Here is a 13,010-nt window from a genome sequence, read left to right as displayed (position 1 = left end):
CTGATTTCCCGGCCCCCGCTTCCCCCCGGCCCCTGCTGCCAAAATTCTGCTGCAATTACCCCTGCGCCGCGTCCTGAAAAGGTGGCCAGGAATCCGGTCTGTTCCCCGGGAACGGCTCAACACGAGCAGCCTGTCCACTGAGGAACTTGCACAGCAGTTCGATCACGCCTCCGGCAAGCATTGTTTTTGTGAGCCGTGTCCCGTCAAGGCCGTTTGGGCAAGACAGTTTTGTGCCGCGCAGCACTGTCGGGCTACCACAGTGGCTCCGAACCCTCAACTCCGAATCAAGGCGTGGATGACCGCAGAAAAACGCGGGTGCGAGCCATGTTTGAACGAAAGTTTCAATCGCGCAACGCATGGGGTGTGAGCGCAGCCTGCGCAAGATCCTGCAGCGACAGCGGCTTCCAGTACCCCCATCGTCCTCATGTCCCTGTGGACCGCACCCTGCGGTGTTTTCACTGCATGGTGGCTGAAAAATCACCCCTCAAACCACTGGCCATCCGAAGCGCGCTTCTCGCCGGGCGACGTTGAGCCCTGGATCCCCAAAAGTGTGCATACACACCTCCAATTGACTTTTATCAATCAAAAGTTTTCATGCAAGGCGCAAAGTCGCATCTGCAACAAGGTGTAAGGAGAAGCCCCAAAGGCAAATCCCGACCCTGTGCAAATCCGGTACTCGCCTCCAGGGCGGGATTTTTGATTTCATTGCTTCAGGAGAAACCCAAGTGAAAAACTTCGTAAAAACCTTCATTGCCGACGAGAGCGGCGCCACTGCCATTGAATACGGTCTGCTTGCTGCACTGATCGCCGTGGTGATCATTGCAGGCGCCACGGCACTCGGCACCAGCATCAATGATCTGTTCACTGCCATCGCGACCTGCATCAAGACGCCTGCCAGCTGCGCTCTGTAAACGGCCCGATTGCGTCACGGTCCCTCATTCCCACCGACCCATGAAACATCGTCACAGCGCACTGCGGCCCACTTTTCCGCAACAGCGGGTTTTGCCGTTTCTGTCGGTGCGAATGCAGGGGGCAGTGTCGATCGAATATGCGCTCGTGGCCTCGTTGATCGCATTGGTCATTGTTGTCGGCTTCGTGGTGGTCGGCACGTCGCTTGGGGCCGTGTATGACAGGCTGGCGGCTTGTTTCGTGAACCCGGCAAGTTGTTTGGATGGGCTATGAATCCCGACCTGACCCACGCGTTGTGGTTTGCCGCGTACGCGGTCATGCTCGTTGTAGCCGTGTGGCTAGACGCGACGGTGCGGCGCATCCCGAATCGGGTCGTGTTGTTCGGGACGGTGGCCGCCATGGTGCTCTCGGTGTTTCCCGGTGGCACAGGTTTCGGTAACGCGGTGGCCGGGCTGGTGGCAGGTCTCGTTGTGCTGCTGCCCTTTTACCTTCTGCGGGTCATGGGGGCGGGCGACGTGAAGCTGCTCGCGGCGGTCGGTGCATTCGTTGGATTTCCGGGGGTGTTTGGTGTTGTTCTGGTGACCTTTCTCGCGGGCGGCCTGATGTCGCTGGTCTGGGCCATCCGTACGCGCAGTCTCCGCGCGGTGCTCATGAATCTTCGCACCGGACTCTCCACTGGCATGGGCCGGGTGGCGGGCGGGAGTTTGCCGCGTGATGGCGATTTCCCTGTGAGTGCAGTTCGTGTTCCCTATGCCTTCGCGATAGCCGCTGGAGCGGTCGCGCATGGGCTGCTGAGTAACAAGTTTGGCTGGAAGAACGTTTTCTAGGTGCAAGCGTATCAAGCGCCGCGCCATGAAGACAAGAAAGGATCAATGATATGAAGAACGCAAGGCCCTTGCTGGCCATCCTGGTTTCGATCGTGGTGGGAGCCGTCGCCGTCATGGTCGCCGCCCAATGGGTCGCCCGGCAGGCGAGTATCGCAACGACCAAGGTCGTCGTTGCGGCGCGCGACCTCGAGGTCGGCACGCGGCTGCGCGCCGACATGCTCCAGCTCGTTGACTGGCCGGCGGGCGCTTCGCTCAAGGAGCCGTTTTCCGCGCCTGAGAAAATTTACGAGCGCGTGATCAATACCCAGGTATTGCGCGGCGAGCCTATCGTCGCTGCCAGGCTCGCGCCTCCGGGCGAGAAAGGCGGCCTTTCGGCCGTGCTCGGCCAGGGCAACCGCGCAATCACGGTCAAGGTCAACGAGATTGTTGGCGTCGCGGGTTTCGCGCTGCCGGGCAATTATGTTGACGTGATGGTGAACACCCCCGATGACGCGAATCGCCCGGTCTCGAAGATCGTGCTTGAGCGCATTCTCGTGCTTGCCGTCGCCCAGGACGTTGCGACCGGCGACACCAAGCCGCGCGTGGTGAATGCGGTCACGCTCGAAGTGACGCCGCAGCAGGCCGAGCAGATTGACCTCGCACGCAGCATAGGCTCCCTTTCGCTGGTGCTGCGCAGCCAGAGCGACAAAGCCAGCGTCACAACCACCGGCGCGCGCAAGAACGATCTGCTCAAGCAGGGGCCCGCTGCCGTGGAAAAGCGCCTCGGAGATCCGAACGCAGGGGCTGCACCAAAACCGGTGGCGAAGTCCGGAACGCCGGCAGTGCGGCGAGCCGTCGTGGCGCCTGCGCCAGAGACGGTTGAAGTGATTCGCGGCCTGAAGAGAAGCACCGAATGACGCCCCGTGGCCTGACCCCTAACGTAAATTGCGAGCACATCATGAATAGAAAAGCTGCCCCTGTTTCCTCGCGCTCGTCACCGCTTGCGATGACTGCGCTGGCCTTCGCCTGCCTGCTCTGCACGGCGGCGTTCGCGGCCGGGCCGGTCGCACCCGCCAAGCCTGTGGCCGTTCCGGCGGCTGCGCCCCCGGTGGCGGCGCAGGTCTCCAAAGCGCCAGCCTCGATCACGCCGCAGAACGCTCATTACGCCGGTCCAACCGAAGTGGCGCCTTCACTGCGCCTGACGGTCGGAAAAACGGCCTTGATCCGTCTGCCCGCCGACGCTGCGCGGCTGTCCGTCGGAAATCCGGACATTGCCGACGTGATGCTGATCAACCCGAAAGAGGTCTACCTGCTTGGCCGGAAAATCGGTTCAACCAACGTGTTCGTATGGACCAAGGGTGGGCCCACGACGATCATGGACGTGGTGGTCGGTGTCGACACGGCCACGCTCAAGAGCCGGCTCAACGAATTCATTCCGTCGGAAACGTCAGTGACGGTCGAATCCCTGGGCGACTCGGTGGTGCTGGGTGGTCGCGTGAGCGACCCCATGAAGGTGCAGCGCCTGGTCGCACTCGCCGAAGTCTATGGCGGAGGCAAGAAAGTGGTGAACCTGCTGAGGGTCGAGGGTTCGCAGCAGGTGATGCTTGAGGTCAAGGTTGCGGAGGTGTCGAAAACCCTGCTGGACAAGCTCGGCGCCCAGCTCAACGCAACGCGCAGCATCGGCAATACCCGCTTTACCCTGCTGACCCAGTTGCTGACCGGTGCTGCGGGCTCGCTGACTGCCGCGCGGGCGAGTGGCAGTACGGCGCTTTCCCTCGATGCAGAGGTCAGGAACGGTCTCGTCAAGATTCTTGCCGAGCCGACCATCATGGCGATGAGCGGCCAGGAAGGCGCCTTCCTGGCGGGCGGGAAGATTTTCATCCCGGTGCCGCAATCGGGCGCAAGCGGCGCGGCCACGGTCACGCTGGAGGAAAAGGAGTTTGGTGTGGGTTTGCGCTTCACGCCGACCCTGCTTGAAGATGGCCTCATCAACCTGCGTGTCACGCCAGAGGTTTCCGAGCTGTCCCAGGTAGGCACCACGGTCAGGACGGGAGGGCAGACCAGCGTGTTGCCCACCATCACGACACGGCGTGCGTCGACCACGGTGCAGTTGCGTGACGGCGAGAGTTTCGCGATCGGCGGCCTGATCAAGAGCAATGTCACGGAAGCGGTGAAGGCGTTCCCCGTTCTGGGTGAAGTGCCCGTTCTGGGCGCCTTGTTCCGCAGCAGCGAGTTTCAGACGGATCGCTCCGAGTTGCTGTTCATCGTCACACCGCGTCTGGTGAAGCCGCTGCCGCAAGACTACGCGTTGCCGACTGACAGCTTCATCCAGCCCAGCCGCAGCGAGTTCTTCCTCGGCGGCAGACTGGAAGGCGAGGCAAAGCCTCAAGCCTCTGAACCACCTGCAGCCCAACCCGGTGCGCAGTCCGGCGGTTTTCAGCTCAAGTGAATCGCCAACACGTGAAAAATCCACCAAGGAGTCTCCCCATGCGTACCCCCATCCTTCTGGCGATTGCAGCGGTTCTATCGACCGGCTGCGTCAGTTATCCCTCGGCAGTTGACGCCAACTTCGGCCAGGCCGTCAGGCGCGCGCAGGCCCAGCAGGTGATCGACCCCGATGCCGCTTCGCGTCCGCGTCCGGCCGCCGGGGCAGATGGCCAGGCTGCGAAATCGTCGATAGACCGCTACCAGAAATCCTTCGACGTTCCGCCAGCGCCCGTGAATGTGCTCAATATCGGTGTCGGTAGCGGCACCTCCGGGCAATAACGGAACGCTTGGGCTCAGCCTTCACGAATGCAGAAAATGACCAACGAACGTGTTCACTGCACGGGGCAAAAGCCACGGAGCCGCCAGCAGGGTGCGGTGGCCGTGCTCGTCGCTCTTGCGGTGATTCCCCTCGTCCTCATGCTTGGCCTGGTACTCGATATCGGGCATCTGTACGTCGCGAAGAGCGAGTTGCAGAACGCCGCGGACGCCTGTGCGCTCAGCGGCGCGCGCGAGTTGAATGACCTGAGCGCCGGCGCGCTTGACCGCGCCACGTCGGCGGCCAGGACCGTGGGCAACCGCAATCGGGTCGATCTGCAGAAGGATGCGGTCGACATCCAGGACGCCGATGTGACCTTCAGCGAGGCCCGGGACGGACCTTTCGCGCGGGTGATCACGCCGCAAACCAGATACGTGCGTTGCGCACCGCACGAGAGCAATCTCAAGAGCATCGTGCTCTGGTTCATGGCGATCACGGGCGTGACGGACTGGAGCCTGAGCGCCGAGGCCGTCGCAAGACCGGTTGGCGGACAAAGCATGTGCGCGATCCCGATCGCGATGTGCAGCACAGCGGCACCCGGCACGCCGAACCTCGGCTTTGTCACCGGCACCTGGTACTCGGGGCGGCTGTCCGCGGGAAGCGCGACGCAGGGTAACTACGACTGGATCCGCTTCGAAGGTGAGCAGGGTGGGCGCGATCTCGGCGAAATTCTGGCGGGAGCGGGCATGTGCAACCTGGGGCCGAACCGCGTCGACGCCGAACCCGGCGTGACGACCGGCGTCGCGAAGGCCTGGAACACGCGCTTCGGCCTCTACGCGAGCCCCTATAACGACATTGACCTGTATCCGCCAGATCGCACCGGCTATGCCTACACACCGGATCGCACCGACAACAAGGGCGTCACGATTCCGGGCAGTTGGCCCGCACCGCCGCCCCAGAACGCCTATGCCGACTATCTGCCGCGCAAGAACATCACGCATGACCCCTACAACCCCTCGGCGCTCGTCGAGAAGAACGGAAAACCGGTGAACCTTCCGGGTAACCCTGCGCCGCTCGCCCAGTCGCTGCACGCGAGCAAAGGCCAGGACAGGCGGATGGTGTTTGTGCCGGTCATCGCCTGCCAGCAATGGGCGCCCAACAAGAAGAACATGGCGGTGCTTGACTATGCCTGCGCCTTCATGACCAGCCCGATCGACGATCCCGGCAACGACGTCCAGCTGGAGTATCGCGGGCTCATGAGTCAGGGCGCCTGCGGGACTGCAGGCTTTCCCGGCGACTTCGGCCCGCCCGTACCGGCCTTGGTGAAATGAGGACGGTCGAGATGAAAGCCATCCATAAATTCAGGGGTGTGGCGGCGGTGGAGCTGGCCATCTTGCTGATACCCCTGGTCATCATGACCTTCGGCATGACCGAGCTTGGGCGCGCCTTCTACTATTACAACAGCCTGCTCAAGTCGACGCGCGACGCGTCGCGCTACCTCTCGATGCAGTCGCGCGGGGAGGGTGAAGCGCAGGCGCGTTGCCTCGCGGTTCATGGAGAAACCGGGTGCGGCGGAGAAGCCCTGGTGCCGGGCATGGCAGCCGGCATGGTCCAGATCACCTACGAGGCGGGCGTCGAAACCGGCCACGGCGCCATTGACCTGGTGCGCGTCACGGTCACCGGGTTTCCGTTCTCGTCGCTCGTTCCACTTGTGGTGACGAACATGGTGTTCGGTCCGATTTCGAGCACCATGCGGCAGGGGGCGTCATGAAGCGCCAGCGCGGAGCTGCCGCCGTCGAGTTTGCGCTCGTCGTGATTCTGGTGATCTTTCTTCTCTTCGGGCTGATCGAGTTCGGGCGCGCGTTGTTCAAGTGGAATTCGGCCGTGGACGCGACGCGGCGCGGCGCACGTACCGCCGCGATTGTCGCGGTCGGCGACTCGGCCGCGGTGCTTGCCGAGATGCGCCTGATGATGCCCGAGCTTGAAGCCGGCAACGTCGCCATCGAATACTCGATCGACGGCAACTTTCCGGGCGCTGCCTGTGTGCGCGGCACCTGTCGTTTTGTACGGGTGAGCGTCAACCATGCGTTCCGGCCCCTGGTGTTCTTCCTGCCCGGGACGATTCCGATGCCGCCTTTCTCCACGACCTATCCAGTAGAGGCCCTTGGCGCCACTTGACCATGAAATTCAACACGCCATGAAAGCAACCATCATTTCCAGAACCGGGAGCTTGCTCGAAGAACTTCGCAGCGCTGCTGAAGCCGAGGGCTACGAGGTCGCGCAGGCGCTGTTGCGAAAAGGCAACCAGCCGCTCTCGTCGCTGCTCGCCGATATGGGCGGCGACCTCCTGATTGTGGACAGCGCGGGCGCGGAGCCCGGCGACGACCTGGTCACGCTCGAGGCGCTGACCAGAACGCATCCGTCGCTCGCGGTGATCATGCTCAGCACCAGCGGGGATGCCAACGTGCTGATCGCCGCGATGCGGGCCGGCGTCCGCGAGGTGCTGCAGTCGCCACCCAAAGCGGGCGAACTCACAGACGCGTTGCGGCACGTGGCGCAGCGCCAGCAGGCGGTCCCGTCTGAGGCAGGTCGGGGCCGCGTGATCGCGTTCATGTCGGTCAAGCCCGGTAGCGGGGCAACAGTTCTCGCCACGAATCTGGCTTACCTGCTCGCCACCGCGCACCAGAAAAGGACCGCGCTGATCGATCTTGACTTTGTGCTGGCCGAAGCTTCGTTCTTCATGAGCGACAGTCACGGAAAGACGAATATCAGCGAGGTCGCGAAACAGGTCAGCCGCCTGGACGGAAAGCTGCTCGCCGCCAGCATGCTCAACGTTGCACCCAACCTGTTTCTGCTCGCGGCGCCAGACGGTCCGGAAGAAGGATACGGAGTCACGGCCGAACAGATGGGCCGGGTGCTCGAGGTCGCGCGTGAACACCACGATTTCGTGGTCATCGACCTGGTGCGCACACCCGATGCGACTGTGTCGATGAAGGCGATCGACATGGCCGATTTCATCTTTGTAGTGCTCGAAGCCACGGTGCCGCATCTGCGTGACCTGAAGCGCTCTCTGGGCATTCTTCGCTCGCTCGATTGCCCGGACAGCAAGTTGCGCCTGATTGTGAATCGTTACGACAAGCATGTCGCGATCGAGCTGTCGCAGATTGAAAAGACGATCGGCTTGAAGGTGGACTACACGATTCCGAACAGCTTTGCCGAGGTGTCCGAATCGCTGAATACCGGCGTTCTGCTGGCAAAGGCCCATCCCAAAAATCCGGTCGTGCGCGGCTTGCGCGAGATCGCTGACGAGCTTGTCGGAAAGCCTGCGGGGAGTGGGCACAGCTGGATTGGCCGACTACTCGGCGAGCAGGGCTGATCGAAGGTACGTAGGCAACGAAAGGGAAAATCATGTCGCTCAGGGAAAAAATAGAACAAGTCAAGCCGGAGATCGCGGCGAAGCCCGCGGACAACGGGAAAATGCCGCTTGACTCATTGCGCGGCACGGCATCGATCATGTCGCGCATCCACAAGGAAATCCTGTCGCTGGTCGATCTGCGCACCATGGAGAGCATGCCGCCCGAGCGCTTGCGCGGCGAGCTCAAGGTTCTCGCTGAACGGCTGCTCGACGAAGGCCACATAGCCGTCAACGAGAGCGAACGCCGCAGGATCGTCGAATCGATCCAGAACGAGGTGATGGGACTGGGGCCGATCGAGCCCTTGCTGGCCGATCCGTCCATCTCGGACATCCTGGTCAACGGCCCGGGCAAGGTCTATGTCGAGCGGCGCGGACGGCTGGAGGCCACCGACGTGCATTTCGACAACGTGGAGCACCTGATGCGCATCATCGACAAGATCGTCTCGCGCATCGGACGCAGGATTGACGAGTCGAGTCCCATGGTTGATGCGCGCCTGCCGGACGGCTCCCGCGTGAACGCCATCATCGCGCCGCTCGCGCTCGATGGCCCGGTGTTGTCGATCCGCCGCTTCTCGGTGGTTCCCTACACCATGGAAGACCTGCTCAAGTTCGGCACCCTCACGCAGGAAATGGCTGACCTGATCACGGGCCTGGTCAAGGGCCGGATCAACCTGCTGATCTCGGGGGGCACCGGAAGCGGCAAGACCACGCTGCTGAACGTGATTTCCGGTGCGATTCCGCCCAACGAGCGGATTGTCACGATCGAGGACGCTGCCGAGCTGCAGCTGCAGCAGCCGCATGTGGTGCGGCTGGAGACCCGGCCGCCGAACATCGAGGGCAAGGGCGAGGTGACCCAGCGCGCCCTGGTCCGGAACAGCCTTCGCATGCGTCCGGACCGGATCGTTGTTGGCGAGGTGCGGGGCGCCGAGGTGCTTGACATGCTGCAGGCAATGAATACCGGTCACGAAGGTTCGATGACGACCGTCCATGCGAATACGCCGCGCGACGCGCTGACCCGGCTGGAGCACATGCTTGGCATGACAGGCATGCAGGCGAACCCGCGCACCATGCGCCAGCAGATCAGTTCGGCGCTGTCGGTCGTGGTTCAGATTTCACGCCTTTCCGATGGCCGGCGCAAGGTCACCAGCCTGCAGGAGATCACAGGCATGGAAGGCGACATCATCACCATGCAGGAGATCTTCCTTTTCGATCAGACCGGCGTCACGCAGGACGGATCCGTGCAGGGGCGCTTTCGCGCCACCGGCATCCGGCCGAAGTTTGCGCAGCGGCTGCTGACCCGTGGAATCGGGCTGGCCGAGGATCTCTTCGATCCGGCCCGTTACCAGGATTGATGCCATGGATCCGCTCTACTCCATTTTTGTGGTGCTTGCCTTCCTCGCGGTGGTGCTGTTCCTGGAAGGACTGTATCTGACCTGGAACGCTTACCGCGGTCCCGAGGCGCGCCGTATCCAGCAGCGCCTGCAGTCGCTTTCCGCCACGGGCAACGACAGTGTTGCGGCGCCGCTTGTCAGGAAGCGGCTGCTGAGCGATGTTTCCACTATCGAGCATCTCCTGTTGAAGCTGCCGCGCATTCATGTATTCGACCGGTTTCTGGTGCAGTCCGGAATGAACCTGAGTGTGGCGGAGGTACTCGGCATCGCGGCCGGACTTGCGTTTGCCGTCGGCATGGTGCTTGCGCTCGCCGGACTGCCTCTGTTGTTGAGCGCGGGCGCTGCCATGCTTCCGATCGTTCTCTGGATTGGCTATATCCAGCGCCGCCGCATGCAACGCATGCGCCTCATTGAGCAGCAGTTGCCCGATGCGCTCGACCTGATGGCCCGCGCGATGCAGGCCGGCCACGCCTTCTCAAGCGCGCTGCACCTGGTGGGTACCGAAGGACCGCAGCCGATTGCGCAGGAGTTCCATACGGTCTTTGATGAAATCAACTTCGGGATTCCTTCAGAGAAAGCGCTGGGCAACCTCGCCTCGCGCGTCGCCAGTGGAGATCTGCGCTTCTTCGTGATCGCAGTCGTGATCCAGCGTGAGACCGGCGGCAATCTCGCCGAGATCCTCACGTCCATCGCGGCGCTGATCCGTGAGCGGCAAAAGCTGGTCGGAACCATCCGGGTTCTCTCGGCCGAAGGACGTATTTCGGCATGGATCCTCACGCTCATGCCGTTCGTGCTGGCGGCCGCGATCAGCCTGGTCAATCGTGAATTCATCTCGAAGCTGTGGACCGATCCGCTGGGTCTTCGCATGGTCGGCATCGCGCTGGCCCTCATGCTGGTGGGCGTCTGGTGGATGTGGCGGCTGGTGAAGATCCGCATCTGACGGAGGAACATAAAAATGACGAATTTCCAACCTGTCTTTTTCGCCGTGGTGTTTGTGATTGTCGCGTTGATCTGCTACCTGGTCCTGCGCCAGTTGCTGCCAACGGCACTCGACAAACGTGTCGAGGCGCTCGGTGGTGCCCATCCGGATTCATCGCCGCGGCCGGGCGTTGCGGCATCGCTGTCGGGGGCTGTTGCACGCTGGCTGACGCCATTTGCGAGGCCTTCGCTGCCCAAGGGGGCCTGGGAAAAATCTCCGCTGCGCCTGCGCTTTTACAACGCGGGATTCCGCACGACGACAGCACCCATTGCCTACTTCGGCGCCAAGACTGTCCTGACCTTCGCACTTCCGGCCGTGCAGCTGTTTTACGTCTGGACCTTCCCGGTCGAACTCCAGGCGACCCCGCTGCTCGCCCTCCTGGTTTTTCTGGCGGCCTTGGGGTACTACCTGCCGAATGTCGTGCTGGCGCACATCATCTCGCGCCGCCAACGCGAACTGTTCGAGGCATTTCCGGACGCGCTCGACCTGATGCGTGTCTGCGTACAGGCGGGCTTGGGCATGGACGCCGCGATCGAGCGGGTGGGACGTGAAATGGAGCTGGAGAGTTCTGCGCTTTCGGAGGAGTTTCACCTGGTCAGCCTTGAGCTTCGTGCGGGCGCCTCGCGTGCCGATGCCTTGCGCAGTCTTGCGTTGCGCGTATCGCTCGAGGACATCGATGCGATGGTCGCGACGCTTGTGCAGGCCGATCGCTTCGGTACCAGTGTCGCCGAGTCGCTTCGGGTGCATTCGGAGACGCTCAGAACCAAAAGGCGGTTGATCGCCGAGGAGTCTGCCGCCAAGCTCCCGGTCAAGTTGCTGGTGCCGCTGATTTTTTGCGTATTTCCTGCGTTGCTCACGGTTCTGCTCGGGCCGGCGGTGATCAGCGTGTACCGGATCCTGCTTCCCCGACTTACCGGCCAATAACCAAGGAAAACACCATGAACTCCCATGCTCACGCGCGTTCCCAGCCGCCCCGGAAGGCCCATGCCTGCGTCAAGGCGGATCGACAGGAGGTCACCATGCCCAGGTTCAGGACCATCGTGTCATTGATCGTCGGCGCCGGTGCCGTCATGGGTTGCGCGTCGCCCGGACAGGAGCAATTCGCCGGGCCCTATGTTCGGCCCATGCAGACTGTGCGCCATGGCGCCGATTCACAGGCCCTGTACCAGACGGGCCGCTATTTTCAGGGACAGGGCCGTTACGAGCAGGCGATCGCTGCGTACAGTCAGGTGCTCAAGGCGAACCCGGACCATGTGGACGCGCACAACGCGCTTGGCGTGACCTATTCGCAGCAGGGGCGACCGGAGCTTGCCGAGCAGCAGCTCAGGGCTGCGCTTGAGATCGCACCCGACACGGCGCGCGTACACAACAATCTCGGCTATCACCTGATGGGCAGTGGGCGGCTGGAAGAGGCGCTCGCCTCGTTTGAGCGTGCCCTCGCGCTGGCGCCGAAGGATGCCCTGATCACCGCGAACCTGGCGGTGGCGCGGGAGAGGCTGGGCCTGCGCACCGATGTGCAGCGGCCCACGGTTCCCCAGGCAGCCGCGCAACCGGTCGCGGTGGTCCTCGCGCCAGCGCAGGCGCTTGCGTCCGCCCCTGTACCCGACGTGACGATGCGGCTTGATCGCATCTCCGACGGCATGTGGGCGTTGCGCAGTTCCACGGCAGCGCAGCCTGCAACGGCAACTGCAGCCGGCACCCGGACTGCTGCGGCCGCGCAAGACCGTATCGAAGTCTACCCGCGCAGCGTCGCGGTTGTGCCGTCCCCGGCTGCCACGGCAAACAGGATTGCGGCCGAGGCCCGCATCGAGATTGCCAACGGAAATGGTGCGACCGGGCTTGCGAAGCGGGTCTGGAACCTGCTTGCACCGCACGGGATGGAGCGTCCGCGGCTCACCAACGACAAACCCTACGGCGTGGTCACTTCGCGCATCGAGTACGTCGCTGGCGCCGAACAGGTGGCGCGCGATGTCAACGCGGGTCTGCCTGCGCAGTTGCCGCTGGCGCGCGTGCCTGTTCTGGAGCGCAACGCCAGCGTACGCGTGTTGCTTGGCAAGGATTTTCCGGGCATTGCAGCGGCGGTTGTGGCGGACGCGCAGGTGCCAGTCAAGTTGACGGCTGCAAGTCCATCAGGGGGGCCGCTCAATCAGTGACTTTTTCAACCGGCTTTTTGACCTTTCATTTTTTTAACCAGGAGCTTCTCATGAACGACCAACCTATCATCGACCCGAAAAATCTCCCTATCTGGACAACGGCCGGTTTCACGATCGCGCTGCTTGCGCTCGTCCTCGCCCTCATCGGGCTGTACCGCACCAATGCGGTCCTCGTCGCCACGCAAATGCAGATCATTTCACTCAACAAGAAGGTCGCAGAGCAGGGCAAGCGCCTGCCACCCGCGCCGCAGGCGGCAGCTGCCGCGGCCCCGCAGGCGTCTGCCAATCCGGCGATCAAATAGTCCCTGCTGAACGCGGGCATGGGAGCCGTGCCCGCTGTCCGGCATACTGTCGGATAACGCAGTTTTCCCTTCGGTGAATTGCTTTACCTGATTGGCGGGCATCGATGGGCTTTGGGGCATTGTCACCGTTCCTGAATTCGCTGAGAGGTCGCGTCCTCCTGCTGGTCTGCGTCCCGTTTGCCTTCTTGCTGGGTCTCCTGGGGTATCAGGCCGTCAGCGACAAGGATTTTCATCTCCAGGAAATGCGCCAGCGTGTCCGCGATGCGGCGGCTGTGATAGTGCTCCAGAAAACCGGCGTCATCGAGCATACCC

At 62.8% G+C, this 13,010-nt stretch carries 16 protein-coding genes; 15 read left to right on the top strand and 1 reads right to left on the bottom strand.

From position 1 onward, the window contains the following. The first annotated feature begins 725 nt into the window (after window positions 1–725). From B7X65_RS06830 to B7X65_RS06760, 15 genes are read left to right on the top strand one after another with little or no spacing between them, the layout of a single operon-like run. Window positions 726–911, top strand: a complete 186-nt coding sequence (locus B7X65_RS06830; RefSeq protein WP_293593546.1) for a Flp family type IVb pilin — start codon at window positions 726–728, stop codon at window positions 909–911. A gap of 40 nt (window positions 912–951) precedes the next feature. Continuing rightward, window positions 952–1,182, top strand: coding sequence for a Flp family type IVb pilin (locus B7X65_RS06825; protein ID WP_293593545.1), 231 nt, complete (start codon window positions 952–954; stop codon window positions 1,180–1,182). Further along, window positions 1,179–1,736: a prepilin peptidase gene (locus B7X65_RS06820; RefSeq protein WP_293593544.1), complete on the top strand. Its 558-nt coding sequence runs from the start codon at window positions 1,179–1,181 to the stop codon at window positions 1,734–1,736. Before B7X65_RS06825 ends, B7X65_RS06820 begins: the two co-directional genes overlap by 4 nt. 50 nt (window positions 1,737–1,786) lie before the next feature. Continuing rightward, window positions 1,787–2,632 carry a Flp pilus assembly protein CpaB gene (gene cpaB / locus B7X65_RS06815; RefSeq protein ID WP_293593543.1) on the top strand — a complete coding sequence of 282 codons (846 nt, stop codon included), beginning with the start codon at window positions 1,787–1,789 and terminating at the stop codon, window positions 2,630–2,632. 41 nt (window positions 2,633–2,673) lie between these two features. Further along, window positions 2,674–4,164, top strand: coding sequence for a type II and III secretion system protein family protein (locus tag B7X65_RS06810; RefSeq protein ID WP_293593542.1), 1,491 nt, complete (start codon window positions 2,674–2,676; stop codon window positions 4,162–4,164). A gap of 38 nt (window positions 4,165–4,202) precedes the next feature. Then, window positions 4,203–4,481, top strand: a complete 279-nt coding sequence (locus B7X65_RS06805; protein WP_293593541.1) for a hypothetical protein — start codon at window positions 4,203–4,205, stop codon at window positions 4,479–4,481. A 36-nt stretch (window positions 4,482–4,517) separates the two neighbouring features. After that, window positions 4,518–5,789 (top strand): pilus assembly protein TadG-related protein, encoded by a 1,272-nt coding sequence (locus B7X65_RS06800; protein ID WP_293593540.1) that lies wholly within the window; start codon window positions 4,518–4,520, stop codon window positions 5,787–5,789. A gap of 11 nt (window positions 5,790–5,800) precedes the next feature. Next, window positions 5,801–6,229, top strand: a complete 429-nt coding sequence (locus B7X65_RS06795) for a TadE/TadG family type IV pilus assembly protein (RefSeq protein ID WP_293593539.1) — start codon at window positions 5,801–5,803, stop codon at window positions 6,227–6,229. Further along, on the top strand, window positions 6,226–6,636 hold the full coding sequence (locus tag B7X65_RS06790; protein WP_293593538.1) for a TadE family protein: 411 nt from the start codon (window positions 6,226–6,228) through the stop codon (window positions 6,634–6,636). Before B7X65_RS06795 ends, B7X65_RS06790 begins: the two co-directional genes overlap by 4 nt. Before the next feature lie 19 nt (window positions 6,637–6,655). Further along, window positions 6,656–7,834, top strand: a complete 1,179-nt coding sequence (locus B7X65_RS06785; RefSeq protein WP_293593537.1) for an AAA family ATPase — start codon at window positions 6,656–6,658, stop codon at window positions 7,832–7,834. Window positions 7,835–7,866: 32 nt separating this feature from the next. Continuing rightward, on the top strand, window positions 7,867–9,225 hold the full coding sequence (locus B7X65_RS06780; protein ID WP_293593536.1) for a CpaF family protein: 1,359 nt from the start codon (window positions 7,867–7,869) through the stop codon (window positions 9,223–9,225). A gap of 4 nt (window positions 9,226–9,229) precedes the next feature. Then, on the top strand, window positions 9,230–10,204 hold the full coding sequence (locus tag B7X65_RS06775) for a type II secretion system F family protein (RefSeq protein WP_293593535.1): 975 nt from the start codon (window positions 9,230–9,232) through the stop codon (window positions 10,202–10,204). A 15-nt stretch (window positions 10,205–10,219) separates the two neighbouring features. Further along, the gene (locus B7X65_RS06770; RefSeq protein WP_293593534.1) at window positions 10,220–11,167 is read left to right on the top strand and encodes a type II secretion system F family protein; all 948 of its coding nucleotides are present in this window, start codon (window positions 10,220–10,222) and stop codon (window positions 11,165–11,167) included. Between the two features lie 14 nt (window positions 11,168–11,181). Further along, complete coding sequence (locus tag B7X65_RS06765) at window positions 11,182–12,396, top strand: tetratricopeptide repeat protein (RefSeq protein ID WP_293593533.1); 1,215 nt, start codon at window positions 11,182–11,184, stop codon at window positions 12,394–12,396. 50 nt (window positions 12,397–12,446) lie between these two features. Then, complete coding sequence (locus B7X65_RS06760; RefSeq protein WP_293593532.1) at window positions 12,447–12,698, top strand: hypothetical protein; 252 nt, start codon at window positions 12,447–12,449, stop codon at window positions 12,696–12,698. A gap of 122 nt (window positions 12,699–12,820) precedes the next feature. On the opposite strand, the gene B7X65_RS06755 is transcribed toward B7X65_RS06760, so the two are convergent. Further along, window positions 12,821–13,006: a hypothetical protein gene (locus tag B7X65_RS06755; RefSeq protein ID WP_293593531.1), complete on the bottom strand. Its 186-nt coding sequence runs from the start codon at window positions 13,004–13,006 to the stop codon at window positions 12,821–12,823. Window positions 13,007–13,010: the final 4 nt, after the last annotated feature.

Source organism: Polaromonas sp. 39-63-25 (genome assembly GCF_002278925.1).
GTDB lineage: Bacteria > Pseudomonadota > Gammaproteobacteria > Burkholderiales > Burkholderiaceae_C > Polaromonas.
Note: the sequence above shows the minus strand (reverse complement) of the source record. Positions and strands in the feature narration are given on the sequence as shown.

Bases quoted from the DNA above. Each gene is read 5' to 3' on its own strand.
- B7X65_RS06825 (WP_293593545.1), top strand. From the start codon at position 952: ATGAAACATCGTCACAGCGCACTGCGGCCCACTTTTCCGCAACAGCGG.
- B7X65_RS06820 (WP_293593544.1), top strand. From the start codon at position 1,179: ATGAATCCCGACCTGACCCACGCGTTGTGGTTTGCCGCGTACGCGGTC.
- cpaB (WP_293593543.1), top strand. From the start codon at position 1,787: ATGAAGAACGCAAGGCCCTTGCTGGCCATCCTGGTTTCGATCGTGGTG.
- B7X65_RS06810 (WP_293593542.1), top strand. From the start codon at position 2,674: ATGAATAGAAAAGCTGCCCCTGTTTCCTCGCGCTCGTCACCGCTTGCG.
- B7X65_RS06805 (WP_293593541.1), top strand. From the start codon at position 4,203: ATGCGTACCCCCATCCTTCTGGCGATTGCAGCGGTTCTATCGACCGGC.
- B7X65_RS06800 (WP_293593540.1), top strand. From the start codon at position 4,518: ATGACCAACGAACGTGTTCACTGCACGGGGCAAAAGCCACGGAGCCGC.
- B7X65_RS06795 (WP_293593539.1), top strand. From the start codon at position 5,801: ATGAAAGCCATCCATAAATTCAGGGGTGTGGCGGCGGTGGAGCTGGCC.
- B7X65_RS06790 (WP_293593538.1), top strand. From the start codon at position 6,226: ATGAAGCGCCAGCGCGGAGCTGCCGCCGTCGAGTTTGCGCTCGTCGTG.
- B7X65_RS06785 (WP_293593537.1), top strand. From the start codon at position 6,656: ATGAAAGCAACCATCATTTCCAGAACCGGGAGCTTGCTCGAAGAACTT.
- B7X65_RS06780 (WP_293593536.1), top strand. From the start codon at position 7,867: ATGTCGCTCAGGGAAAAAATAGAACAAGTCAAGCCGGAGATCGCGGCG.
- B7X65_RS06775 (WP_293593535.1), top strand. From the start codon at position 9,230: ATGGATCCGCTCTACTCCATTTTTGTGGTGCTTGCCTTCCTCGCGGTG.
- B7X65_RS06770 (WP_293593534.1), top strand. From the start codon at position 10,220: ATGACGAATTTCCAACCTGTCTTTTTCGCCGTGGTGTTTGTGATTGTC.
- B7X65_RS06765 (WP_293593533.1), top strand. From the start codon at position 11,182: ATGAACTCCCATGCTCACGCGCGTTCCCAGCCGCCCCGGAAGGCCCAT.
- B7X65_RS06760 (WP_293593532.1), top strand. From the start codon at position 12,447: ATGAACGACCAACCTATCATCGACCCGAAAAATCTCCCTATCTGGACA.
- B7X65_RS06755 (WP_293593531.1), bottom strand. From the start codon at position 13,006: ATGCTCGATGACGCCGGTTTTCTGGAGCACTATCACAGCCGCCGCATC.